Here is a 23,150-nt window from a genome sequence, read left to right on the forward strand (position 1 = left end):
TCCCTCGCGGCAACTACTGGTCGCATGGTTTCGACCAGCACAAGCGGAAACTCGGAGTCGGGTGGGTCACCCAGTAGCTCCGGGTCCAATGGTATCGTCGAGTTCCTGAAAACGCCCATCGGAATGGCTGCTGTGGGCGGGTTCGGGGCTGCAATCATCGCGGGCTACTTCATCATCTGAATCATGGCACTACAAGTCTCTGAACGGAACGCTGCTATCGGTGCCAGCGCGGCGGCAGGGCTTCCCGTTCTGATGTCGGCAGGAGGTATCAACATCGAGGATCGACTGGTGGACGTATCGAATGCAGTGTTTGAGGGAGACCTTGGCTCTGCATCGATGGTCACCGGTGGGGCCTTCTCGCTCATCGGGCTCGGGCTCATTGCGGCAGCATGGGTCGGCCCGCTTCGGGGCTCGCTCGGGATGCTCGCTATCGGTATCGGAATCGGCTTCGCTATGCTCGGTGTCCAGAGCTTTGACGCTGCACGGAGGGCCAACTGATGACCGACGAAACACTCAGCACGGAACTCCAGTACGCGACAGTCTCGGAGAACGTCGCGGGTACGCCGACGCCGATCACGACCTGGGACGTGCCGGAGGGAATCGCTATCTCTATCGCACAGGGATCGCCAGCGATTCTCGACGTTGAGGCAAAGGACGGCGGCAACGTCTCGCGCTCGACGAAGATCGGCTTCGGCTATCGGGAACCGAACGACCCGCTGGATTCGTGGACGGTCATCAGCGAGTTCGCCGTCTCTCCATTCAACACGCTGTCGCTGAAGGATCAGCAGTCCGGCGAGAACGCACAGCGCCGCCGGGTTCGGTTCCTCCGTGACCGAGTTCCGAATGGGCGGCTGACGCTGGAAGACGCTGACGAGCTGGCGCTTCTGGTGAACGGCCCCGACGTGGTCGACCCGGCAACGCTGTTCTTCAACTACCCCATGCAGGTGGACAACCGGTAGACCATGAGCGGAGCCAACGCACGGCCGGGGAAGACGGTCTACCTCGGTTCCGAGATGTTCGATTTCAAGAGCTACCAGCCCGGTTCAGAGGGAATCGTCGCGACGACGAAGGTCCCGAGCACGCAGGTCTGGAAGGTTCCAGTCGGGATGCCGCTGGTGGTGGCACTCGTCGGCAAACAGACAGCGACGGCAGCAGGGGGTGACACTACTACGGTCGACCTCACTCCCGAGGCCCCGATCGTCGACTACATGGACGACGTGACTGCCGGCGAGTACACGACTGACGCCTCGCTTATCGGCTACTTCGACAGCGACGGTGACGGTGACCCGGATACGCTCATTACTGACAGCACAGACACGCAGTACACTGGCACGTTCGGAACTGACGGCGATTTCGTTGCGTCGGCAGAGCTGAAAGAGACGACCGGAAACGGTGATATCTCAGTCGCCTTCTACGCGGTGATGCGCCACGGGCTGACGAAGATACAGAAGCGCAACAGTGGGAAGGGCAACGTCTCGCAGGAGCTTCAGAGCGAAGACAGTATCACATGGGCGTTCTCGAACCCGGATTCGCCGGAGACGGACCGCCAGATCACATGGGACGGACGCAACAGCGGGATGCGCGGTGTCCTCCCGCCGAAGTTCAACATGGACCTGCTGTTCTTCGACACAGAGTTCGCTACGGCCGTCGAGGCAGCCGACGCGGAGAACGTCGAGGTGAGTATCCCGGTGAATCAGCGGCCCCTTCGACCGGATGAAGAGGCTGCTGAACTCCGGCGAAAGGTGACCCAGACCATGGTGGCCTAACGGGCCACCGTTCCAACACATGGTGATTCTACACGACACTGACGACCCAGATAGCAGCAGTACCGATACTGGCTGCCCGTGCGACAGCGGCGGGAACGTGCTTGCAGGGCTTGCGGAGAAGGCCCGGGTAGTAGCCGACCTGATAGCGCCGTTCTCGTCGCTGTTGACCTCACTGGTGCAGGCTGCGACCGTGCTGGCACTGATTCGGGGGCAGTCGATATGAGCGGGTACGGACTCATCGGGACAGATACGCCGATAGACGATCTGCTTGAACAGTACTTCCCCGGCGCACCGAGGAACGTGCTGTACGAGGCTTTTGAAGACGAAACGAACGCGCTGCTGGCGGCCCTGCTGATGGAGATGCGGGGCGACGACATCGACCAGAACGTTTCGGGTGACTCGGAAGCGGTGTACTACAGCGAACCCGGCGTTCCGGTTGACGATACCGACGAAGAGACGGTTTCGTGGGACTTCGCCGCGGATACCGTCGTCGTCTACGGATTTGACTCCCCGATAGTTGTCGCGTTCAAGGCGACAAATAAGGCTGACCGGTTCATCCCCCTGACCCCGTCGGACGCGCCGTTCTCTCTGTCTCCGCCGGGCGGACTGGGTGCCTCAAAGCTGTGGTATCGGAAGATGACCGAGGGAGACGCCAGTACCTCCCTGAACGTGCTGGCACTCAAGTAAAATGACGTTTACAGGACCAAACGCAGTTACCTGGGGCGAAGCGCTCGCGGCACTCCGCGACAACATCGACAGTATCAGTGGCTGGAGTATCATCGACACATCGGCCAACGGCGGTGCGACTCCGCTCACTGCTGGTGAGTGGTTCGTGCTGGAGACGCCGAACGGCGAGAACCACCGTCTCAAAATCCGAGATAACAGATACAGCGGTGGCATAACCATGGAATCCGGTCCCTCGTGGGATACCGCGAACACGACATGGGAAGACCGCTACGCCAACGATATCGCACAAAAGACTGGAAGCGACGGATACGGCGATCCAATGGCGTACGCCCCCGACGACCGTGGTGGTGAGCGTATGTCCATGTCTCACTCTGTGAGCTACTACTTGGACTATACAGAGTCTGGATGGGTATTCTATGCGGAACGGAACGAGGGCGACGGTAACGACGAAGATATCGCCATCGGAATGGCTGAACTCTCGAAGACGTGGGACTTCGATTCGGCGGCCAACCGGGAAAGCAACTACGCGACTCTATGGCACGCACAGGCTTACGACGGTGACTACGATAATAGAGAAAAGAGGCAGTGGACAAACTTCCTCCCGGCGATGAGCGGCACGCAGTCGGGAAGCACACACCACGGCCGCGGGATGGTGAACCCCGACAACAACTACGCAAACTACACCACGACCGACAATGTCGTTGCCAGTTCGCAGTATCGGAACAACCGCAACAACGATGCAATCATTGGGACCCATGACCTGTGGATTCGGGAGGAAAGCGGTCAGGACGCAAGTCACGAGGACACGATACAGGACAGCGGGGCGAACAACCTGTACAAACTCCTGAAGGCCCACAACGTCGCGCAGGTCGGTATCGGGATGAGGTAATCCGATGGCGACGTACACTGAAGCACCGGCCGGGACAACCGCAGGAAGCCAGACGCGCCCAATCCCGGCGAGGACGGGAACCGCTGCTGACGGGGAAACACTGAGCACGGAGCGTCCAGCTCCGCAACGGGCGGCGACTGTCGCAGCTGGTGCGACGACCGACACGATACGGCCCCGTCCACGTCGGCCCGGTGACCGAGCGGATACGGTCACCGTCTCCCTCGACCGGCCACGGGTCACCCGTTCTCGGGACCACGCCACCAGCACCAACCGGAGTGGGGTACTTATTCCCGCAGCATTCCGGCCGGTGAGAGTTTCGGTGGTGGATCCAGACGGGAATCCACTACCCGAAGTTGAATGGGTGATGTCGGCTGGTGTGTTCCCGACAGCGGCCGCTATCGACGGTAGCGCACAGGGTGACCTCCCGTGTCTTGCTACGACGTACAGCCAGTTTATGGGCGTAGCGCGCCGGGACGGTGGTCCTAACGGAGTTCAGTACACATGGTTCTCACCGGCTATCGATGCTGATGGGAACCCACTACAGGAGCCTATCGGCCCGCTTGATGACAGCGCTGAGATCGTTCTCGACCCGGTCGAGATCAAGGGTTTGTACGCTGGGACCGGGGCAGACTTCGGAGGGATGTTAGGATAATGGTGAACCTGAACATCGACCAATCAGAGCCGTATATCGACAGTATAGACGTACCGAGCGAGGCCCGCCCAGATAAGTCGTTCACCGTGACCGTCACAGTCGGAAACGAGAGTTCGATTATTGCCCCGCAGGATGGGACGTGTCAGAGCGGGATACTCCAGTTCAACACTGGATGGCGGACGCCAGTCATCATCTACGTCGACGGGAAAGAAGTCCATCGAGAAACGAAGTGCCTTGACGGCAATAGCGCCCCGAAGACGGTGACCAAGCGAGTGACGCTGGGTAGTGGAGAACACAGTGTCACCGCGGAAGTGCTGAAAGTTCCGAATGACACGGTTGCAGAAGAGCGGGCGGCGGAGGTAACCGTTCACTCTGATGCACAGGACCCGGCCCTGCCGACGACAGGTGACCGACTGACAGAGATGATTAGCGATATCGCAGATGCGCTTGGCGGAACGACCCAGCAGGTGATGCTGGGGTTCGCTCTAGCCGTCGTGCTGCTGGTGGTGATCTGAATGGTGACGTTCGCTGGCGGTATTCCAGACGGCGGGCTCGTACTGGAATCAGTCGGAACGACCTCGTTCGCTGTGTACAGTCCCGACGATCCGCGTGTCGACCGACGGCAGGAATACGAGCCACAGCTACAGGCCGAAGTGACGAACACCTCGTTCAAGGAACGAGAGGCAGCGGTCATCTGGACATTCGGTGATACCCATGTCCAGAGTCAGACTGAGACGATTGAAGCCGGACAGACGGCTACAATCTCGAATCGGGTTCCGTGGGAGAGGCTACAGGAGAACTTCGACCTGATTCCGGGCGACTACGAACTCGGTGTGCAGCTGCTTGGCGGCCCGTCGTGGGACAAGCAGACGACGACGTACGGAACGATGCACGTTTACGAGAAGCGTGTACCCGACTCCGGTGATGAGCCGAACGACGAACCCACGTACCCACCCATCAGTGACGGCGATCCGCCTGACGGAAGCAGTGACCCGTCGCCTGAGAACACCGGGCCAGAGTCTCCGCCTGCCCTGCTACCTGACGGGTTCCCGACGCTGCCGGCGGTCGGGCCGTTGACTGCCCCACAGACAACGCTCGCAGCCCTCGCGGTCGTTGCGGTGGTGGTGCTTCGATGACGGTAGCACGGCTACTGGGGCAGGTATTCGGTGCGTTGACCGGTACACTTGGTGTGCCCGGAACGCTGCTACTCATCGCCATTGTCGTTGGCGGCGTGGCAATCTGGAGGGATGCTGATGGTTGAACCGTACACCGCAGCGGCATGGGCGGTCAGTGTTTCATCGATGCTCGTGGTCGGTATCACGGGCTGGGTCGGCCGCCGCGTGGTCGGCTACGTCGAGGAGACGCGCAACGAGGCGCAAGCGGCCCACGAAACCGCAGAGAAAGCCGTCCGTGTTCTCCGAGGTGAGGAAGGGATCGACGACGCCGGACTCGTCGAGGATGTCCGGTCACACCGCCGGGCGCTCGTCGACGAAGGTATCTACCCACCGAAGGCAACGGACGGAGGTGAGAGCGATGCCTGACCTGACATGGGTGCAGTTGGGCGCTCTCATCTGGTTCTGTGTCACGTTGGCGGTCACCGACGGTGCGGCGCTCTCCCGGCTGGGAATCGCGTGGCTGGCAAAGCGGTTAGGACTACGTCCAGCAGAGATAGTACGCTTCGAGGCGGCGGCTGGCGGTGGTGACGAGTGACGGAAGTCATCGATATCCGGTCGCTCCCTCGGACTCGACAGGAGCGGTTACAGCGGTCGAAGTCGTTTGGCGACGTTGCCGAGGAGATCGTGGCTGAGGTGTACGGCTTGGAGGGCCTATCGCTTGACCCGGACTGGTGGGACCTCAGACACCCCAGCAGGGCGACAAAATACCAGGTCAAATCGACATCAACGACAGTCGGCAACAGGTATCCCGGCGATGGTCGCTTTCGCGTCTGGGAAGGACAGACGCGCTCTCTCATCGCATCGGACGCACAGGCGACGGCGTGGTATGCGTTTGTGTTCCTCGATGAGACGGACGGCGTGCTCCGAATCACGCGCATGAAGCCGTCGACGGTGAATAACCTCGTCCAAGATCGGGGCGGATGGAACCGCTCGGGTCACTCGATGGGGAAGCAGCACAAAATCCCGTGGGACGAGGTTTTCTGAGTGTCCGGTTCTCGGGTGAACGTCGGATATCTCCCTCTATATTGAGCACGTACCGGAAGTAGGCGAATTAACCCGGGTATACGATTTATATGCAAACAATGAGTCAGATATATTTGAATGTCAGTTGATCCAAGTGGACTTCCCAGTTACATTCTCCTGTTGTGCGTTGCAATAGGTGGTGCAATTGCCCTTCAGAAGGGAATGTTAGCTTCAGGATACGTAATATTCGGAAATGCCATCCGAACCATGGACGTTTTTGGAGGCATAGGTGCTTTCGCTCTACTTATCATGATAGTCGCCTACGGAAAGTGGCTCTAATGCACTCAGATAGTCTATCTTGAGCAATATCTGCTTCTCGGATAAGGTCCTGATATTGTTGCATTCTCAAAGTCTCACCTATATACACTCTTTTATGTACCAGATAACTCCTTAATGCTAAAGAGTATAGAATATGATGGGTGACATAGAAAAATTTGCCAATGAAAACAGCCACGACAAAAACAAAGTAAATAAATTTACTACACTCAACTTCGCAGTAGGTACACCTGTTCTCGCGGGGTTCACTTGGATCACTCTCGCCGTAATAATAAATCTCATACTGACTGAATTTAACATTGGAACCCGAAATGGAGACTTACAAGATTCTGTTTCACTGATTGGGATAATAGTCCCATTTATACTGGTTTTTGCCGGATATAGGTTGTTATCGCAGAGGAAGAGCCAGTACGACATCACGGTTAGGGATGTTTTGTTACACTACCTTTCTTTATCGATTAAGTCGTACCAAGATGGCGACTACGAAGATGTAGTCCGCTATCTTAAAAAGTTCAGAGAATACAGCTTGAGTAAATCTACCTCTCTTTTACACCCTGCATACAAATATCAGATTTATGAATACATTGAGCTATTGGAAGACTCAGACCCTCAGAAGCAAGAAGAAATCTTGGACGAAACCTTTGTTGAGAACCTCAGCAAGGTCATAGACAATATTTCGTCAATCGATGATGCAGATCTAAGGATACCAAAAAAGGAAACGGACGAATTGGATCATACCTCTGACGTGCGAATTCTTGTAAGTGAACTATCCGAGGCGATAACTATCCGCTGGTTAAAGTATACCTCCGGGCTTATTTTCTTACTCCTCGCAGGTGCTGGTTATCTGATTCAGGGACGAAACACTGCATTGTTAATTCTAACTGCATTTCCCATTCTTCAATTCCTCTTCTCGGTTTCCAGTGACCGGAGAACAGAGGGATAACCCATCAGTCTCAAAATAATGCAATTAAAGTACCTCTATTATATGCTTGTATCCGGTTCTGTGGGGAGAGCCAGACACCAGAATATAGAACGGCTTCTAGATGAAGTTGAATAGGGCTGCTGCAGCAACTAATACTACCAAGATAGCCGCAAACTTTAGAAGCCGGTCAACCTGAGTAGTTCTGTTCTTGGCGAAGGTCCCATCTGAGCTTCGCCGATTTCCTGAGCGAATCGCATCAGTGACCTTTGCCCCCGAGTACAGAAGTGCGACACCAGCCACTCCTATCACGGAGCCCGGAATCGCTTCAATCATTTTGCTCAGCCTCATTAGGTGGAACCCCGATCTTTCCAGTTGTACGCTTACGACCAGTCTGGTTGGTGCAGTTCTCTGACATCGACATTTACACGAGTGGAACCGACATAATTCCTGGGCCGGAGAACGCGCCCGCGCGTATCTATAAAAATCACCCCCCGGGGGGTGAAGTGTTCATAAACTACCGTTCTCGTACAGACTGTACGTAACTACTACCTTTTATATGCTTAGCGTGGGTGTACGAGTGTATGGGTGACATCGGATGCTACTGCCGAGTGAGTACGCAGGACCAGAGTCTCAACCGACAACTAGAGTCGACACAGGAGTACGCCGAGGGAGAGTTCGGCGCAGATTTGGGGAGTCTCCGATTCTATCGAGACAAATCCACTGGTACCGACACGGACCGATCAGACTACCAGCAGATGATGGATGATGCCGAGAGCGGGGAGATCGAGGCTGTGGTCGTCCACAGTATCTCGCGTATCTGTCGGTCCATCTCCGACTTGGAGCGAACGGCGTCGCGGCTCGAAGACGCTGGTGTCGAGCTGCACATCATCAGTGAAGGGCTGACACTTCGTCCCGACGAGAGCGACCCTTACCAGACGGCGTTGTTCCAACTCCTCGGCGTGTTCGCGGAACTAGAAGCGAATATGGCCCAGCAACGGACGAAGGAAGGTATCGCGGCGCGTCAGCAAAACGACGACTATCACCACGGCCCCGCACCGCTTGGAATGTCGAAGAATGACGGGCTGCTTGTCGAAGGTGACAACTATCATGAGGTGGTAAGCGCGTTAGAAATGGTTCAGAAAGGCGATTTGTCAAAGCGGAAAGCCGCTTCTCGACTGAATACATCGCGCCCGACTATCAATCGGGCGCTAGACCGAACCGAACTATACGGATTGTAGACTGTATGATTAAGATTCTGCTGTCGTCAAACGAACGAGAAGCACTTTTTCGGGCCGTTCAGTTCGTCTATCGAAATGGTGAGTCTGTCTTTGGAGATAGGCAACACCACGATTCTCTGTTAGATGAGTTGGATGACGGCGGTATCTGGAATCCTTGCTTTCTGAAAATCCCCCGTGATGATACACAGCGGGAGATGGTCCTCTACTGCATTAAACGCGGCATTGACCGTGGTCTTGGCCGCCACGACCTCATGAATGTAGAAGATAGGTTTCTGTACGTAGACGCTCGGCGTGATGAGCCAAAGACGTTCAGCCGGTGGCCATTCCTAACCACAGGTCCATACTACGGGCCGCAGTGGCAGGAAAAAAGGCTAAAAATCATAGAGCGGGACTCGTACCAGTGTTCTGACTGTGGCATCTCACGTAAAAGCCATCAAGAAAAGTATGGGCAAGACCTGCACGTCCACCACATCAAGCCCAAATCAGAGTGCGATTCATTCGAGGAAGCCAACCAGCCAGATAATCTTGAGACTCTCTGTTTTGACTGTCATCAACGCCGAGAGTACGAGAAAGGCGAATGGCTCTAGCGTCGAAAGAGATACCAACCTCTTGTACACAACGTATACATATGAGCACTATCCGAGTCACCGACGAAGTGAAAGAACGACTGCGTGACCTGAAGCGGGACGACGAAAGCTTCAACGACCTTCTGGACCGACTCAGTCGAAGCGAGAAAGACGTAGAAGCAATAGCCGAGTCACTTCCCTCTGTCGACGAGAAAGAGATCGAGCAAATGGACGAAGCCCGCGAACGGCTGAATGAATCGCTGGAGGACCGCCGGTAGATGATTGTTCTCGACAGAGATATTCTGGTTAAGCTTCGAAATTCCGAGGAAGCGGTGGTTGAGCATTTGAAGCAGTACCGTACCGACGAATGGACAATCCCCTCTCACGTCGCGTGGGAGTCGTTTCAGCGCTACGACAGTCGGAGCGATATGCTTCAAGAGCAACAGCATCTCCGGTCAAGTCTTGACCGGATACTCCCGTTCACGTCGGACACCGCACTCGAAGCCGCCTATCTCGATGAGAAACTACAGTCCCAAGGCGTGACTCTTGACTCCGCGGACCTCCTGAATCTGGCTACCGCACACACTGAGGGTGGCACCTTCATTACCCACAACAAGAATGATTTCGACAAGGAGCCCCTTCTGGAACTTACCGACGTGGATGTTGTGCATACCGCCTAATCTTGCTGAGCCTTCATTTACTGGACGTTATGATAGTCTGTGACTGGAGCGGCTGGGACGGTCTACAGACGTTCCCTGACCACTACCGCGGGACGCACACGCCCGAGGCGAAACTGCGAGAGAGCGAGAAAGTGGGGCGGCTGTGATCCATTTTGTAGTATGCCATGTGGCGTACCCAAAAGAATATACCTTTGAATTGCTAACTAATTAACCAAGATGAGTATGAACTGGGAGTCCGAACGCGACATGGCGCGTGACGTTCGGGAGAACAAGGAACTGTACGAAGCCTGTGCTGCATCGCCTGAAGACGACGAATAGCTGTCTTATCGTTCTTCGGTTGGACTTCTGAGAACCGTTTTGAAGAACAGTATCCAGACGAGAAACATCCGGTCCCGTCTGTAGAGCGTATCCAGTCTGATATCCTTAATTTCTTTCCGGACTTTGTGTGAGCGAATGACTGTTTCGCGTAGGACCTGTGGCGGCCACTGACCTGGGACGATACCGTTGTCTTTCAGTAGTTTTCTGAGAAGCGCCAGGGCAGTCCGGTGGTTGGCATCAGGGAAAAAGTGACGACCGGCTACGGCGTGCATCCAGCCAGCACACTGCTCACAGAGACTATGATTGATAGGAAATCGTCGCATCAGCTTTCTTAAATCACCATTCCGTACGTTCCAGATTCGATGCCGTAGTCTTTCACGGGACTGGTACTTTAACATATCATACGGCAGGTCTTTATCATAGAGAAAGCTTGTATTCCTGAATTTGAAGTTCTCTGCTTGTATCGACGAAAGGTCGGTAATGCGCGGCTGCTCGCCTGGTGGAACTTGTCTCATATTTCTATAGATGGACACGAAATCTTCCACGGGCTTCCACCCAGTCTGGTGGTGTTGCATACCGATCCTCGAAGACCTTGCTTGGAGTCGGCCGCGGGCAGTGCCTCGCATCGAGCTCGCCTTTCAGATACAGAATGCCCTCACTCGTCAGATCGTACAAATCGCCACTGACGGGTGCAAGCAGTCCAGCGTACTGAAGCCACTTGCACCTGTCCCGAATATAGCCGGAAGAGACATCGAACCCACGTTCTCGTGAGAGGATGCCTGGTGATGCAAACCCATTCTCACGAATCCACTCCATGATACGCTCATCCACCTGATTCATCCAAGAAGCCGATTTTCTCAGTGTCATTCACGCCTGCTCGTGGTTCTCACTTGCGCTGGGGCCGTCGTCGGTGTGTGACTCAACTTCATCTGGTACATCTTCGGAGGTGTCTATCTCACCATCCAGATACCGCTCACCACGTTCGGTGATTCCATACACTCCATTCCCGTAATGCTCTAGTAGACCATGTTCCACGAGTTTTCTACACCTCTTCGAGATATAGGACTGTGAATACCGAACGTATCCACTGTCGGCCATTTGTGTAGATCCGGCGGTCTGGTTCTCCCTGACGTATTCCAAGATTCGGTCATCAGCGAGCACCATCCAGTCTCCCGAGTATCGCATTATTGGTTAGTAAATAACTAAGGCAGTATCATACTGGTGTATGATTCCTATACGAATAAACTAGAGCTAGTAGAAAGATATAAGCCTATAGTGGTTAGTAAGTCACTAATGCATGGCACGATTTCTGACAATGTCTGTTTCCATGTCGCCAGAAATGGCGGATGAGATAGACAGAGAAGCGGATAAGTACGATATGAACGCATCGCAGTACGTGCGTCAAGTGCTGCGCGAGCACGACACGACGCCGTTCAGCTGCGAAGACACGGTATTGTGCGTGGATGAGAACAGCGAGGAGCGTCGAAACGAGGGGGCCGCGTAAACTATGTCCAGTAGCCTTCGAGCCCCCGACTCAGACGACGACGCCGGCCAGCAAAAGACTGACGACGACGCGGAGGACGGCCCATGAACGGCGAGAAGATTGACCCCGAAGACCTGCCACTACACCCAGAGTACACGCCGGCAATGGTCCAGATTCGGGGCCAGGGCGTCGTCTACGTCGCGGACTACCAGACGCTCGAAAGCGGCTGGGTACGTCTCACCGAGTGGCGTGACCGCCGCGTCAAACTCCCGCCGCACAAGATCGAGGCAATTCGAGAAGTGCGTACGGAGTACTACGACGCTGGCACGGACGGCGAGTACGCGAAGGCGAAGCGCGTGGCCCACGACGAGCAGCGAGAGGAGGCCAGCGCCGACGATTCTGGCGGCAAGGTGGTGGTCGCGGATGACTGACGCCTACAGCCTCACAGTCGAGCTTACTCGCGGCGGTGACAGCAACAATCGCGACAAGATGAAGGCGAAGGTCTCGGCTGACAGCGTCGAGGAACTGCGCGAGAAGGTCGAAGCGGTCCGCAGCGAGATGCAGGAGTGGGCCGACGACTTCCGTAACATCCAGCCGCAGGTTCGTCGTCAGCTCCCCGACGACCAGAGCGAACTGAGTGAGTTAGAGGCATGACGCGCGGCGGTAGACGGCGGGGCGACCCTACAGAGTTATCTCCCCGCGAGGCTTGCCAGCGCTACCTCCGACGCCGTCGGTCAGATTCCACGGAGAAGAGCGTTCACGGCTGGGAGTACCGGCTGAAGCTCTTCGTCGAGTGGTGCGACTCCGTCGGTATAGAGACGGTCGGGGAACTGCGTGGCTACGACCTCGACGAGTACTACGAAATGCGGAGCGCGGAGATCGCGCCGGCCACGCTCGAAGGCGAGATGTGGACGCTGAAGATGCTCTTCGAGTTCCTCGAAGACCTCGAAGCGGTCGACCAAGGTCTATCAGAGAAAATCCGCATTCCTGACCTTGACCCAGAGGACCGGTCAAACGATACGAAACTTGCTGCCGACAAAGCAGCCGCACTGCTGTCCTATTACCGTGAGAGCGACAGAGACTACGGAACTCGGCAACACGCGTTCCTTGAACTTGCGTGGAACACTGGCGCTCGACAGGGCGGCCTGCGGGCCCTGGACCTGCGGGACACGGAGCTGGGAAGTAGCCCCTACGTCGAGTTTCGCCACCGACCGGAAACGGACACCCCGCTGAAGAACAAGCGCCGCGGTGAGCGTCCGGTGGCGCTTCCAAGAGAGACGGCCGACGCGCTGGAGGCGTACATCAACGGCCGTCGGTACGATGTGCGGGACGAGCATGGCCGTCAGCCGCTGCTGACAAGCGCGAAGGGGCGGCCGACGACCAACACCATTCGAGTGTGGAGCTACCTCGCCACGCTCCCGTGCAGCTACGGGATGTGCCCTCACGAGAAGGACATCGAGAAGTGCGACTGGAACGAGTACGCCCACGCCAGCAAGTGCCCGTCGAGCCGGTCCCCGCATCAGATTCGGACGGGTTCGATTACGTGGCACCTGAACCGAGGATGGCCGCCGGAAGACGTAGCGGAGCGCGTCAATTCCTCGGTGAGTACTATCGAAGACCACTACGACAAGGCAGACCCCGAACAGCGGCGGCGACGGCTTCGCAACCGGATGGAGGACCGCCGCAGACCACTCATCAACGAACTGGAGTTCACCCAATGACACCAACTGACCCATCAACGACGAATCGACAGCGAACCGAGTATGAGCATCCTACGAAATCGGTTAGTTCCGCGTCGCGCCGGCCCATTTCTATCGCAACGCAATCACGAGGAGCGACAGCGACGAGTGTCCGTTGTGAGGAAATGGCTCCGAGAATTCGAGCAGGGAAGTCGCAGCGCGAACGAAATGAGCGACCGTCTTCCCGTGTTCGACATTCGCGCCGGCCCCATTTTTCGACTTCCTACTGAGGAGCAACAGAACCGTCTCTCCGCATCGACTGTCACCCACCGCTCTGGCCCCGGGTGACTTCGTACGCCTGCCCGCGGAACCGGAACCGCCGACGACTTGTATCGTACCCGAGTACGCCGTCCACAGCATGCTCGTCGGTTTCGACGACGACGCGGCTCACATCGTCGGTCAGGAACGGGATGGCGTTGCGAAGCCCGCCGTCGGACATAGCGAACCGACCGTGTGCCATCACCTGTTCGGCAATGACCCGCTCGCTCGCGTTGTCAGTGCGAGTCAGCGTGAACGTCGCGTCGGCCGGCCGTTCGCCGTCGCCGTGGCGGTCGGTCGTCACCCTAACGGTATCGCCGTCGCGCGCCGTCGGCACGCCGTCAGTCGGGGTCACTGCAGCACGGTCACCGACTAGCGCAACCAGAGCAGCACTCTCGTTCGTCGCGTGGCCGTAGCCAGCAACGATGGCGTACTCGCCGCCGCCGAGATAGCCCTGTGTGAGACCATCACAATGGCAGTCGCCGGTACCACAACCGACAGCTGGTCCGTTAAACGCCCGGAGGCCCCACTGCTCCTGACTGCCCGGTTTTAGGAGCCGACAGTCGGCGGTGTGGGCTGCTGGTGCGACGTGAAACCACTCGCCGTCGACGAGCTTGTAGAGGTCCCAGTGGCCGCATTGCAGTCGCTCGTGGCTGTTGTTGACCATCTCGAAGCCGACTTGCGTATCAAGCTTTGCGCGCTCGGTACTGGGCCGAACAAAGGCTGGGGTCGTCCTGTCGGCGTCGTGGAACCACTGGACGTCGCCGTCGCCGGGAAGCACCGGAAGCGAGCGGCCGGCGAACCGGGAATCGGTTTCCGGACCGGGACTTCGCGTGTCCCAGACGGAGACCGAGAGGGACCCGGCCTGACCGCGGAACTCGTAGGTGCCGGTCGGCCGCCCGGACTGGCCCGGTTCGCCGACGAGGGCGTACTCCAGCTTGACCCGTTCACCGGGATTTAGCCGGTACGTCTCTGGCATCCACGGGCCGACGTCGTCGACGCGCCAGTATCCCTCGTCTGTTCGGCCGAGTGAGGGCACTTCGTCGGCGAGGTCGTTGTTGTCCGTGGGTGCGAGATGGAGGCGCGCTTCGTGGTCGTAGCCGCTGGGTTGGCGGCTGTGTGTCTGTCCGACTCCTGGAATCCACTTGACCCTGAACGTGTTCTCGAACTCGTTGCTGTTCTGGAGCCAGCCCCGAAGCGTGGCCGGATGGTCGTCGGTCGCCGTCTGGTCGAACCAGAGCCCGACTCGCGCCCTGTCGGCGGTGTGGAGCCCTGGCGAACTGAGGGCATAGGTTCGCGGCCCGGTTTCCAGTTCGATGACGGTCGTCGGATTCTCGGGTCGGGGCGGGTCTCCGCTATCTGTCGGCGTCTCTGTCCCGCTGTCGTTCGCGTCGGTTGGTGACTGTGTCGGGCGTGGTGCGGGCGTTACGTCTGCGGTCTCGTCTGAGCCGAGGGTCCCGAACGAACAGCCGGCGAGCCCGGCCAGCGCACCTGGGACTGACGCGAGGAGGGCACGTCTGCGCATGGGCAGCGATTCGTCGCTCCCGGTAAACCCTTTCTGGACGCTCAGACGGGGTTTGTAGCGTTCTTGGAACTCAATTTGAGATGGAGCCGCCTGACTGCGTCTCTATAGCCCCGACTTTTCGGATTCGGGCTGTCACCCTTCCGCGAACATCTCAACGACACGGTCTAGGTCGGGCGACAGTTCCTGCATCACGTCTGTCGTCGTGAGAATACCGACGCCGTCGGCCTGTCCGTCGACTACGAGTCGCTTGATGCTGTGCTCGACCATCGTATCGATGGCTTCCTCTAGCGGGGCACCGGGGTCAATCGTCTTGACCGGCGTCGTCATCAGATCACCAACTGGCGTCGTATCTGGGTCCATCCCATCGCGGAGGCCGGCGATAATGTCCGTTTTCGTGAGTATACCTCGTCCATACTCGGTTTCGACGATAACAGACCCGACCGCTTCGGACGCAAGGAGCTTCGAAACGTCGCGGACGGCAAGCTCCCGGTCGACGGTCTTCACTGGCTTGGTCATCACCTGCTCGACCGGTGTGTCAAGTGAATTCATAGCACTAGTTAGCAAACACACATAATAAGTCATTTGACTCCCGCAACCGGTGCTGACGTGGCCTTACCAGTCAAAGTCTTCGTGAATCGCCAGTCCCTCCTCGTGACATATCGGCCCGGCGACGTCGGTGATGCCGGCGAGGATTTCACCAGAGCGGACGGACTCCTCGTGGCCGCTGAACTCACCCATCTCGTCGCTGCCGACGCTGTACACGACTCGGCCGAGGCCGGCGTACCGGAGCCCGCCGGCACACATCGGGCACGGCTCGGTGCTCGTGTACATCACTGTCTCTGCCCGCTCGTCCGGGTCAAACTCCTGCATTGCTCGGTGCGCCAGCTGGAGTTCCGGATGGCGGCGCACGTCCGATTCAGTGAGGACGCGGTTCGATGCCTCCATCACAACCTCGTTGTCACGAACGAGTACCGACCCGAAGGGCCGGTCGCCGCGGTCGACAGCGGTCCGGGCCAGCTCGAAGGCGCGTTGCATGTGCGTTTCGTGGTCGAATTCGTCGAACTCTGACATAGGCATACCATCGCTTTGACCCGCAGTCGGAAGTAGGCACGGCGGGGGAGAGCTTAGGGTCGTGACCGCGAACTGACGGCGGTCAGACCGTTCCCAACACTGCCGACACCGCGTTTCCCACACTCGACCACGCGACGGTTCAGTCTGCGACACGCTGGTCGCTCAGGGCCACATCTGTCCCGCGTTGGCACATGCCAGAGCGTATGCCTGTCGGCTCACAAACACGAACTATGCTGCGGACCGCAATCGTCGGCTTGGGCGATGTCGCACACTGGCATAAGGCCGCAATCGAGACGACTCCCGGTGCAGTCCTGACTGCGGTCGCCGATATCGATTCACAGCGAGCCGAGCGCGTCGCTGCCGCATGGGACGTGTCTGGGTACACCGACCTGCAGCGGCTGGTGGCGTCCGAAGCGGTCGACTGGGTCCACGTCTGTACGCCGCTGCAGACCCACTTCGACCTCGCGATGGCCTGTATCGACGCGTCGGTCCACGTGCTGGTCGAGAAACCCTTCGTCGCCACCAGAGCGGAGTTCGAACGGCTTACCGCTGCTGCAGACCGGGCTGGCGTTCGGGCGACAGTCGTCCACAACCAGGTGTACTACCGGCCGCTACAGACCGCACTTCAGCGTATCAAGCGTGGCGACCTCGGGCGGCTCCACAGCGTCGCCGTTCACTGGGCGGAGGACATCGACCCGACGGTTCCGGGCCGCGGGGACTGGGTGCTCGACCTCCCCGGCGGCGAGTTCGGCGAGGGCATCGTTCATCCGATATACGTGGGGCTGCGCGCGGCGGGCAATCCCGCGGACGACGCCTCGGTCGCCATCCAACAGTGTAACACGGCCGCAGACGGGGTTGCGTTCGATGGCATCGCCGTCTCGTTCGTGACGGCCGAGGATGTCACCTGTACAATACAGCACCACTCGAACGTGCCTGACCGCCGTCGCGTCGTTTTTACCGCGGAGTGCGGACACCTCACCGTCGACATCGGGACACAATCGCTCCAGTACCACCGCCACGGCTACGGCCCCAACTCGCCGTACGACCTGCCGATGCTTACCGGGGCGCTCACCGACCTGCGAAACGCGGCCCGTACGACCGCCAGCGCAGTCCGTGAGACAGTCAAGACGTGGCTCTCGTCGTCGTACTCGACCCACGACACACATACGCCGGTCGTCCGTCGCGAAGCACGGGCAATCGAACACGGCGGTGAGGGGCCGACGCCGCGAGCGGAGGCCGACTGGGCCAACCGGCTGTTCACCTCGGTTGCCGAACTGTGAGTCCTGCGTCCGGGTGGTTCATTGTCCGGATCTGGCCGCGTGTCGTTCGGCTGTCGATGCACGTAAGTCGCCGACCAGCCTCGAACCGGTATGCGTCAGTTCGTCATCATCGGTCACGACGCCCCGACGACGCCGGAGTTCTCGCTCGACGATCTGGCCGGCGCTGCCGGCCGGCTCGACGTGCTCTGTCGGTGTGTCACCAGCGCGTTCTTTTTGAGCCATGCCATCCGGGAAGACGTGCGGGTCCACCTGATCCTGGCGGACGAGTACACCGTCACGTTCGAGGGGAGCGACCTCCGCCGACTGAACCCGGACGAACGGTCCACGGCGGCGCTGATCCGCAAGGCGCTGGAAGAGCGTGAGGAAGCTATCGGCCACATCCCAGTCGAAACCTCGCCGGGCGTGTCGCTCACGCGACGGGGGTTCGAGGGGACGCTCGACGACGCGGCGAGCCGCGGAACCGTCGTCCAGTTGCACGAGGACGGCGACCCCATCGTCGACGTTGCACCGCCGTCGGACCCGGTGTTCGTCCTCTCGGACCATCACGACTTCCGGGACGAGGAAGCGACGCTGCTGGCCGACCGCGCGGACGAGCGCGTCTCGCTCGGGCCGAAGGCCCTCCACGCTGACCACTCGATCACGGTCGCGCACAACTACCTCGATACGGACGGGTTCGAGCAGTACTGACGGGGCACACTGGGTGACTGCCAGAAGGGTTTTCCTCCGCGGTTCGCTGAATAGTGTATGGGATCATTGGGCTCGGAGACAGCGACGGGTCGCGCTGTCGGACGACGTATGGAAGCGACGAGGGATCGATGACTGACCGGGGCGCGCTGTCCCGCCGTGCGGTTCTGCAGACGGTCGCCGGAGCCGGCCTCGCGTCCGTCGCCGGCTGTTCGGCGTTCGAAGGCGGGAGCGACGACGCGGCCTCGACAGTCGAGGGCGAACGGGCCGAAGAACTCGCGCGCCGGTTCGCGCCGACGCTGTACTTCGATCAGGCGGAGCCGTGGTTCCCGACGGACCCGCGTCCGTACACCAGCGAACAGGACGGGGAAACCGTCGTCGACGGGTTCGACGCCTTCGACGGGTATCACGAGCGGATGACCGACGGGGAGCCGCCGGACCCGACGGCGTTCTACAACGTTGTCGAGTACGAGAACTCGTCGCTCGCCGTCGTCCAGTTCTGGTTCTACTCGGCGTTCGACCAGTTCACGACGAACTTCCACTGGCACGACTGGGAGGTCCTGCATGTGTTCGTCGACACGGGGACGGGCGACCCGCAACTGTACGTCGCCAGCTCGCACTCCCGGAAGGTACCCAACAACGAGTTCCTCGACCCCGACCCGGAGATGGTCCCACGCATCCTCTCGGAACTGGGGTCACACTCTAGCGCGCTGTCGGTCAACGACGCTCGCGACCGGTTCACCCGGCTGCCGGAGGGCGACCGGTTCGCGGACATCACGAACAGCGCCGTCGAAACCATCGAAGACCTCGCGGAGATCCCCGTCGCTTACGGGCTCCCGCGCGACGAGGGGTCCCGGCTCCCCTACCTCGTTCCGGAGTACGAGGGCGCGCCGCTGTACGAACACGAGCGGCTCCCGTCGGTCAGCCGCGAGGACCTCATTTCGGAGTCGCTCACGATCCGTTCGTTCGACAGTCTCACCCAACCACCGACGGACCTGCCGACGCGGGAGACGGGGCTCGTCTTCCAGCACACTGACCGCGGCGAGGCCGACCCGGACATCGAGTACGATCTCGTGCCGAGCAGCGAACTGGAGCACATCGCCGATTTCACCGGCCCGCAGTTGAGCTTCGAGTTCGCCGTCCCCCAGTTCGCCGAGGACGTCGTCTCGGGCCACATCACGACGACGGGCGCACCCTGGAACCAGCCGCGATACGAGAACCCCGCCGCGGACATCTCCGAGCCCAACCACCGGGCGGCGCTGGCTGAACGATACGACGCCATCGGGGCACCGGCGGAGATACGGACCGTCGTTGCCAGCCTCTCGGAAGCCGTCTCGAACGACGACGCACCGGAAGACGAGGGACTGACGACCGAGGACACTGCCGTCGAGTCCGTCGCCCTGCTAGAGAGCGACCCCGAGGCCGTCCCGACCTTTTCTGGACTGGCCGTGGTCCAGGACGTGCCCGAAGGCGACCACCGGTTCACCGTCAACGGGGCCGGCGTCGCGCCACACAGCGAGACGGTGTCGGTCCACGACTCGGAGTCGGCTGACGGGCCGACGCGAGCCGGAGTCGATGGAGAACTCCCCCTGGTCGCCCGGGAGAACGCGACCCGCCTCGAAGTCGATCCGTCGGGAGCCGACAGCGACCTCACCGACTTGGCCGTCGAGGACGACTTCGCGGGCCGGCTGTACGACGCCCCGCTCTCGGAGCCCGATGCCGTCTACGTCCACGGCGGCGGCGCGTACACGACGGAAGTCCGGGATAGCGACGACGAGATCGGTGCGTTCCGCGTCAACCCGGACCCCGAAGCCGAGACTGCCGCAACAATCGACGAACCCCGAACTGGAAAGGCGTCGCTGGCGTCGTTCCTCGCCGATATTGCCGAGGAGACGCGGCAGGTGGTCGCCGACCAGGTGGACGACGATGATGACGACGATGACGGGACAGAGAACGGAAACAGCGGCAGCGGTGGCTCCGAGAACGCTATCCAGGGCCTCGAACGGGCACTCGCCGCTGTCGTCGAGGCCGCCAAGCGGGCGACGGAACGCGCCGAGGCCGGTGACCGCGGGAACGCTGACAAACAACTCCAGGCCGTCGCCGACCGACTCCAGCGCGTCGCGACCAGAATCGAGGACGCCAACGACGACCTTTCGGACCCACTATCGAACGCGGCCCGGAAGCGCCTCGATCAGGCCGAGCGGCGGACCGAGCAGGCGCAGGCCGCCGACAAACTGTAAGTTCTTCCCCTGCGCTCAGAGCCCGCCCCAGCGGGCTAGCGCGCCGGCGACGAGCACCAGTCCCCCGGCGATGAACGTTCCGGGGACCGGGAGGACGAACAACACGACACCGAGCAGGAGGCCGAACGTCGATATTCTCATTCCAACTACACATAGCACACCACGTCGTATCCGTCTGGTGCCTGTATATTCGTGGACCCGTGCCGGTTTTGCCAGTGGGGGCCACACTGCCGATATGGACGAGGAACTCACCTGGGAAACGCTCGGTGCCGAAACCGCCTACGCCTGTCCGGGATTCGATGTCGTCCGCGAGGACGTGCGCCTGCCCGACGGAACCGAGGAGGAGTTCGACTACGTGCAACACGGCGAGAGCGTCATCGTGCTCCCGTTTACCGCCGACGGCGACGTGGTCGTCATTGAGGAGTGGCGACAGCCGGTTCGACGGGTCAACCGCGGCCTGCCGGCCGGGACGATGGAGGACGGAGACGACGACCCGACCGTCGCCGCCGCCCGCGAACTCCGCGAGGAGACGGGCTACGAGGCCGACACGCTCGACCATCTCTACACGGGCGAACCGGCCAACGGCAACACCGATTACGTATTCCACTACTACGTCGCACGCGGGTGTGCGGCCACGGCCGACCAGGACCTCGACCACAACGAATCGATCCGGGTCGACACTGCTGATTTCGACTCGCTAGTCCAGTCGGTGCGCGACGGGACGCTCCGTGACAGTCGGTCTGCCGTCGGTATCATGTACTATGCCCTGTTCGAGCGCTGAACTGACGACAGTTTGAAAACCTGAGGGGTGGTACCATCTAACATATGGCATCGATCGAACTCGACAAACAGACGGAACGCCGGCTGGACAAACTGCGCGCGGCTGTCCGCCGTCAGACCGGCCACCCGATTTCGCGGGCGGAGTTGCTCGAACGGCTTGTCGAGGACGCCTACGGGTCCCGTGACGAGGTGGTCGATATGTTCCGGACGTCACAGGCGTACGTCGCCGACGAGGACTCCGGGACCGTCCACCGACCCGAACGGAAACTGGTTCCCGGCGGGGCGGACCGACCCGACGAATAGCGGCGCTGTGCCGGCCGGCGCGTCGCTCTGTCCACTGCTGCCCCCGATTTCGAACGGTTGCGCTCACGGGGGAACACAACCCTTAGGCGCGCTGACCGACGACGACGTGTAATGACGAATTTCGAGGTCCGCCAGTACGACGCCGCGGGCCGGCTGGGCGAGCTAACGGTGCCACGGGCCGGCGTCACCGTCGAGACACCGACCATCCTGCCGGTGGTCAATCCGCACGTCCAGACGGTCGCGCCGGCGACGCTGGCGTCGGAGTTCGGCGCGGAGATACTCATCACGAACAGCTACATCCTGCATGGCTCTGACGATCTCCGTGAGCCGGTGCTGGAGCAGGGCCTCCACGACCTGCTCGGGTTCGACGGAGCTATCATGACCGACTCGGGGTCCTTCCAGCTCGCCGAATACGGCGACATCGACGTGACTACCGAGGAGATTCTGGAGTTCCAGCACGAAATTGGCTCTGACATCGGGACGCCGGTGGACATCCCGACGCCGCCGGACGTGGACCGCGAGCGGGCGACCGAGGAACTCAACACGACCCAGAAGCGGCTCGAACACGCTGCCACCGTCGACACCGGCGAGATGCTCGTCAGCGCACCGGTTCAGGGTGCGACGTACCCGGACCTACGAGAGCGGGCCGCCGCAGACGCTGTCTCAACCGGACTGGACGTGTTTCCGCTGGGGGCCGTCGTCCCGTTGATGAACGAATACCGCTATGCCGACCTCGCCGACGTCGTCGCGGCCTGCAAGCGCGGGCTGGGGGAGGTCGGCCCGGTCCACCTGTTCGGTGCGGGCCACCCGATGATGTTTGCGATGGCAGCGGCGCTGGGCTGTGACCTGTTCGACTCGGCGGCGTATGCGCTGTACGCTCGCGACGACCGCTATCTCACGGTTCAGGGGACAGAACTGCTGTCCGAACTGACATACTTCCCGTGTCACTGCCCAGTCTGTACCGACCACACGCCGGCAGAACTCGACGCGATGGACGCCGACCAGCGCGAGGAGCTGCTCGCCAGACACAACCTGCATGTCACCTACGGCGAAATCCGGACGGTCAAGCAGGCGATCCGCTCGGGCAATCTCATGGAACTGGTCGACAGCCGCGCCCGTGGTCATCCGGAGATGCTCGACGGCTACCGCGCCTTGCTCGACCACTCAGAGCAACTCGAACGCACCGACCCGGTCTCGAAGGACGCGTTCTTCTACACCTCGACTGAAAGCGCCCGCCGGCCCGAGGTCCGACGCCATCAGGACCGACTGGAGCGCCTCCCGGTCGAGGGCGAGGAAGTGCTGCTGACGGAAGGCAGTTCCAGTGCACAGTATGACGAGAGCTGGGGCGTCCTGCCCCCGTTCGGTCCGTACCCGCGCGAACTCGCTGACACCTATCCGCTGACCGCGGAAACGCCGGACCGGACCGACCGGGCGGCCTACGAGGCCGCAGCAGACGGTGTTCGGCGGCTGGTCGAACTCCATCCCGACGTGTCCTTCACGCTGGTCCACGACGACTGGCCGGCGACGGCGCTCGACCGTGTTCCCGACGGCGTCCGCCTGCGCGACTTGCACGCCCGCGACTGACGGCGCAGTTG

The 23,150-nt window shown here is 60.1% G+C and carries 36 protein-coding genes; 30 read left to right on the plus strand and 6 right to left on the minus strand.

Annotated features, from left to right (window positions below):
- Positions 1-24 precede the first annotated feature (24 nt).
- The 16 genes from GJ630_RS11110 to GJ630_RS11180 all read left to right on the plus strand — a co-directional run bounded on the left by GJ630_RS11110 (position 25) and on the right by GJ630_RS11180 (position 7,411).
- A complete protein-coding gene (locus GJ630_RS11110; protein WP_154021006.1) occupies positions 25-180 on the plus strand; it encodes a hypothetical protein in 156 nt (51 codons plus the stop codon).
- 3 nt (positions 181-183) lie between these two features.
- Positions 184-498: a hypothetical protein gene (locus GJ630_RS11115; RefSeq protein ID WP_058992725.1), complete on the plus strand. Its 315-nt coding sequence runs from the start codon at positions 184-186 to the stop codon at positions 496-498.
- Positions 498-959: a hypothetical protein gene (locus tag GJ630_RS11120; protein WP_058992723.1), complete on the plus strand. Its 462-nt coding sequence runs from the start codon at positions 498-500 to the stop codon at positions 957-959. The genes GJ630_RS11115 and GJ630_RS11120 overlap by 1 nt, the downstream gene beginning before the upstream one ends.
- 3 nt (positions 960-962) lie before the next feature.
- Entirely contained in the window at positions 963-1,766 is an 804-nt protein-coding gene (locus GJ630_RS11125) for a hypothetical protein (protein ID WP_191449893.1), read from the plus strand.
- Positions 1,767-1,785: 19 nt separating this feature from the next.
- A complete protein-coding gene (locus GJ630_RS11130) occupies positions 1,786-1,989 on the plus strand; it encodes a hypothetical protein (protein ID WP_129756001.1) in 204 nt (67 codons plus the stop codon).
- Complete coding sequence (locus GJ630_RS11135) at positions 1,986-2,453, plus strand: hypothetical protein (RefSeq protein WP_064287525.1); 468 nt, start codon at positions 1,986-1,988, stop codon at positions 2,451-2,453. The genes GJ630_RS11130 and GJ630_RS11135 overlap by 4 nt, the downstream gene beginning before the upstream one ends.
- A 1-nt stretch (position 2,454) precedes the next feature.
- A complete protein-coding gene (locus GJ630_RS11140) occupies positions 2,455-3,342 on the plus strand; it encodes a hypothetical protein (protein WP_129756003.1) in 888 nt (295 codons plus the stop codon).
- Positions 3,343-3,706: 364 nt separating this feature from the next.
- On the plus strand, positions 3,707-3,994 hold the full coding sequence (locus GJ630_RS11145; RefSeq protein ID WP_101349220.1) for a hypothetical protein: 288 nt from the start codon (positions 3,707-3,709) through the stop codon (positions 3,992-3,994).
- Entirely contained in the window at positions 3,994-4,509 is a 516-nt protein-coding gene (locus GJ630_RS11150; protein ID WP_191449894.1) for a hypothetical protein, read from the plus strand. Before GJ630_RS11145 ends, GJ630_RS11150 begins: the two co-directional genes overlap by 1 nt.
- Entirely contained in the window at positions 4,510-5,130 is a 621-nt protein-coding gene (locus tag GJ630_RS11155) for a hypothetical protein (protein ID WP_191449895.1), read from the plus strand.
- Positions 5,127-5,255 (plus strand): hypothetical protein, encoded by a 129-nt coding sequence (locus GJ630_RS20340; RefSeq protein WP_256369592.1) that lies wholly within the window; start codon positions 5,127-5,129, stop codon positions 5,253-5,255. Before GJ630_RS11155 ends, GJ630_RS20340 begins: the two co-directional genes overlap by 4 nt.
- Complete coding sequence (locus GJ630_RS11160; RefSeq protein ID WP_064287529.1) at positions 5,248-5,535, plus strand: hypothetical protein; 288 nt, start codon at positions 5,248-5,250, stop codon at positions 5,533-5,535. The genes GJ630_RS20340 and GJ630_RS11160 overlap by 8 nt, the downstream gene beginning before the upstream one ends.
- Positions 5,528-5,704 carry a hypothetical protein gene (locus tag GJ630_RS11165; protein WP_155120721.1) on the plus strand — a complete coding sequence of 59 codons (177 nt, stop codon included), beginning with the start codon at positions 5,528-5,530 and terminating at the stop codon, positions 5,702-5,704. Before GJ630_RS11160 ends, GJ630_RS11165 begins: the two co-directional genes overlap by 8 nt.
- Positions 5,701-6,153 carry a hypothetical protein gene (locus tag GJ630_RS11170; protein ID WP_064287530.1) on the plus strand — a complete coding sequence of 151 codons (453 nt, stop codon included), beginning with the start codon at positions 5,701-5,703 and terminating at the stop codon, positions 6,151-6,153. Before GJ630_RS11165 ends, GJ630_RS11170 begins: the two co-directional genes overlap by 4 nt.
- 117 nt (positions 6,154-6,270) lie before the next feature.
- Entirely contained in the window at positions 6,271-6,471 is a 201-nt protein-coding gene (locus GJ630_RS11175) for a hypothetical protein (protein ID WP_191449896.1), read from the plus strand.
- Positions 6,472-6,604: 133 nt separating this feature from the next.
- Positions 6,605-7,411, plus strand: coding sequence for a hypothetical protein (locus GJ630_RS11180; protein WP_191449897.1), 807 nt, complete (start codon positions 6,605-6,607; stop codon positions 7,409-7,411).
- A 96-nt stretch (positions 7,412-7,507) separates the two neighbouring features.
- Here the strand turns inward: GJ630_RS11180 and GJ630_RS11185 are convergent, their stop codons facing one another.
- Complete coding sequence (locus GJ630_RS11185; protein ID WP_191449898.1) at positions 7,508-7,738, minus strand: hypothetical protein; 231 nt, start codon at positions 7,736-7,738, stop codon at positions 7,508-7,510.
- A 233-nt stretch (positions 7,739-7,971) separates the two neighbouring features.
- On the opposite strand from GJ630_RS11185, the gene GJ630_RS11190 reads away from it, so the two are divergent.
- The 4 genes from GJ630_RS11190 to GJ630_RS11205 are packed head-to-tail and all read left to right on the plus strand — an operon-like array spanning position 7,972 to position 9,874.
- Positions 7,972-8,628 carry a recombinase family protein gene (locus tag GJ630_RS11190; RefSeq protein WP_191449899.1) on the plus strand — a complete coding sequence of 219 codons (657 nt, stop codon included), beginning with the start codon at positions 7,972-7,974 and terminating at the stop codon, positions 8,626-8,628.
- Between the two features lie 5 nt (positions 8,629-8,633).
- On the plus strand, positions 8,634-9,215 hold the full coding sequence (locus GJ630_RS11195) for an HNH endonuclease (RefSeq protein WP_191449900.1): 582 nt from the start codon (positions 8,634-8,636) through the stop codon (positions 9,213-9,215).
- A 41-nt stretch (positions 9,216-9,256) separates the two neighbouring features.
- Positions 9,257-9,472: an antitoxin VapB family protein gene (locus GJ630_RS11200; RefSeq protein WP_191449901.1), complete on the plus strand. Its 216-nt coding sequence runs from the start codon at positions 9,257-9,259 to the stop codon at positions 9,470-9,472.
- Positions 9,473-9,874 (plus strand): type II toxin-antitoxin system VapC family toxin, encoded by a 402-nt coding sequence (locus tag GJ630_RS11205; protein ID WP_191449902.1) that lies wholly within the window; start codon positions 9,473-9,475, stop codon positions 9,872-9,874.
- 1,185 nt (positions 9,875-11,059) lie between these two features.
- Here GJ630_RS11205 and GJ630_RS11215 read toward each other — a convergent pair.
- Positions 11,060-11,377, minus strand: a complete 318-nt coding sequence (locus tag GJ630_RS11215; protein ID WP_151147134.1) for a MarR family transcriptional regulator — start codon at positions 11,375-11,377, stop codon at positions 11,060-11,062.
- A gap of 112 nt (positions 11,378-11,489) precedes the next feature.
- On the opposite strand from GJ630_RS11215, the gene GJ630_RS11220 reads away from it, so the two are divergent.
- The 4 genes from GJ630_RS11220 to GJ630_RS11235 all read left to right on the plus strand — a co-directional run bounded on the left by GJ630_RS11220 (position 11,490) and on the right by GJ630_RS11235 (position 13,396).
- On the plus strand, positions 11,490-11,696 hold the full coding sequence (locus tag GJ630_RS11220; protein ID WP_225308127.1) for a ribbon-helix-helix domain-containing protein: 207 nt from the start codon (positions 11,490-11,492) through the stop codon (positions 11,694-11,696).
- An 83-nt stretch (positions 11,697-11,779) separates the two neighbouring features.
- The gene (locus GJ630_RS11225) at positions 11,780-12,106 is read left to right on the plus strand and encodes a hypothetical protein (RefSeq protein WP_191449903.1); all 327 of its coding nucleotides are present in this window, start codon (positions 11,780-11,782) and stop codon (positions 12,104-12,106) included.
- Positions 12,099-12,329 (plus strand): hypothetical protein, encoded by a 231-nt coding sequence (locus GJ630_RS11230; RefSeq protein ID WP_004964236.1) that lies wholly within the window; start codon positions 12,099-12,101, stop codon positions 12,327-12,329. Before GJ630_RS11225 ends, GJ630_RS11230 begins: the two co-directional genes overlap by 8 nt.
- Entirely contained in the window at positions 12,326-13,396 is a 1,071-nt protein-coding gene (locus tag GJ630_RS11235) for a tyrosine-type recombinase/integrase (RefSeq protein ID WP_191449904.1), read from the plus strand. The genes GJ630_RS11230 and GJ630_RS11235 overlap by 4 nt, the downstream gene beginning before the upstream one ends.
- Before the next feature lie 280 nt (positions 13,397-13,676).
- Here GJ630_RS11235 and GJ630_RS11240 read toward each other — a convergent pair whose 3' ends face one another.
- The 3 genes from GJ630_RS11240 to GJ630_RS11250 all read right to left on the minus strand — a co-directional run bounded on the left by GJ630_RS11240 (position 13,677) and on the right by GJ630_RS11250 (position 16,274).
- Entirely contained in the window at positions 13,677-15,197 is a 1,521-nt protein-coding gene (locus GJ630_RS11240; protein WP_191449905.1) for a hypothetical protein, read from the minus strand.
- 132 nt (positions 15,198-15,329) lie between these two features.
- Positions 15,330-15,746: a cyclic nucleotide-binding/CBS domain-containing protein gene (locus tag GJ630_RS11245; protein ID WP_121303808.1), complete on the minus strand. Its 417-nt coding sequence runs from the start codon at positions 15,744-15,746 to the stop codon at positions 15,330-15,332.
- Between the two features lie 63 nt (positions 15,747-15,809).
- Positions 15,810-16,274, minus strand: coding sequence for a nucleoside deaminase (locus GJ630_RS11250; RefSeq protein ID WP_165896242.1), 465 nt, complete (start codon positions 16,272-16,274; stop codon positions 15,810-15,812).
- A gap of 224 nt (positions 16,275-16,498) precedes the next feature.
- Between GJ630_RS11250 and GJ630_RS11255 the strand changes: the two genes are divergently transcribed.
- The 3 genes from GJ630_RS11255 (at position 16,499) to GJ630_RS11265 (ending at position 20,472) form a co-directional block, all read left to right on the plus strand.
- Positions 16,499-17,548 (plus strand): Gfo/Idh/MocA family protein, encoded by a 1,050-nt coding sequence (locus tag GJ630_RS11255; protein WP_191449906.1) that lies wholly within the window; start codon positions 16,499-16,501, stop codon positions 17,546-17,548.
- Between the two features lie 90 nt (positions 17,549-17,638).
- Positions 17,639-18,235, plus strand: a complete 597-nt coding sequence (trmY, locus tag GJ630_RS11260) for a tRNA (pseudouridine(54)-N(1))-methyltransferase TrmY (RefSeq protein ID WP_014039477.1) — start codon at positions 17,639-17,641, stop codon at positions 18,233-18,235.
- 128 nt (positions 18,236-18,363) lie between these two features.
- Positions 18,364-20,472: a hypothetical protein gene (locus tag GJ630_RS11265; RefSeq protein WP_191449907.1), complete on the plus strand. Its 2,109-nt coding sequence runs from the start codon at positions 18,364-18,366 to the stop codon at positions 20,470-20,472.
- Positions 20,473-20,487: 15 nt separating this feature from the next.
- Here GJ630_RS11265 and GJ630_RS20345 read toward each other — a convergent pair whose 3' ends face one another.
- Complete coding sequence (locus GJ630_RS20345; RefSeq protein ID WP_255355512.1) at positions 20,488-20,613, minus strand: hypothetical protein; 126 nt, start codon at positions 20,611-20,613, stop codon at positions 20,488-20,490.
- A 94-nt stretch (positions 20,614-20,707) separates the two neighbouring features.
- Between GJ630_RS20345 and GJ630_RS11270 the strand changes: the two genes are divergently transcribed.
- The 3 genes from GJ630_RS11270 (at position 20,708) to tgtA (ending at position 23,139) form a co-directional block, all read left to right on the plus strand.
- Positions 20,708-21,253, plus strand: coding sequence for an NUDIX hydrolase (locus GJ630_RS11270; protein WP_064287544.1), 546 nt, complete (start codon positions 20,708-20,710; stop codon positions 21,251-21,253).
- A 44-nt stretch (positions 21,254-21,297) separates the two neighbouring features.
- Complete coding sequence (locus GJ630_RS11275; RefSeq protein ID WP_014039480.1) at positions 21,298-21,555, plus strand: hypothetical protein; 258 nt, start codon at positions 21,298-21,300, stop codon at positions 21,553-21,555.
- Positions 21,556-21,666: 111 nt separating this feature from the next.
- On the plus strand, positions 21,667-23,139 hold the full coding sequence (tgtA, locus tag GJ630_RS11280; protein ID WP_191449908.1) for a tRNA guanosine(15) transglycosylase TgtA: 1,473 nt from the start codon (positions 21,667-21,669) through the stop codon (positions 23,137-23,139).
- Positions 23,140-23,150: the final 11 nt, after the last annotated feature.

This window comes from Haloarcula sp. CBA1122, from assembly GCF_009741785.1.
Taxonomy (GTDB): Archaea; Halobacteriota; Halobacteria; order Halobacteriales; family Haloarculaceae; genus Haloarcula; species Haloarcula hispanica.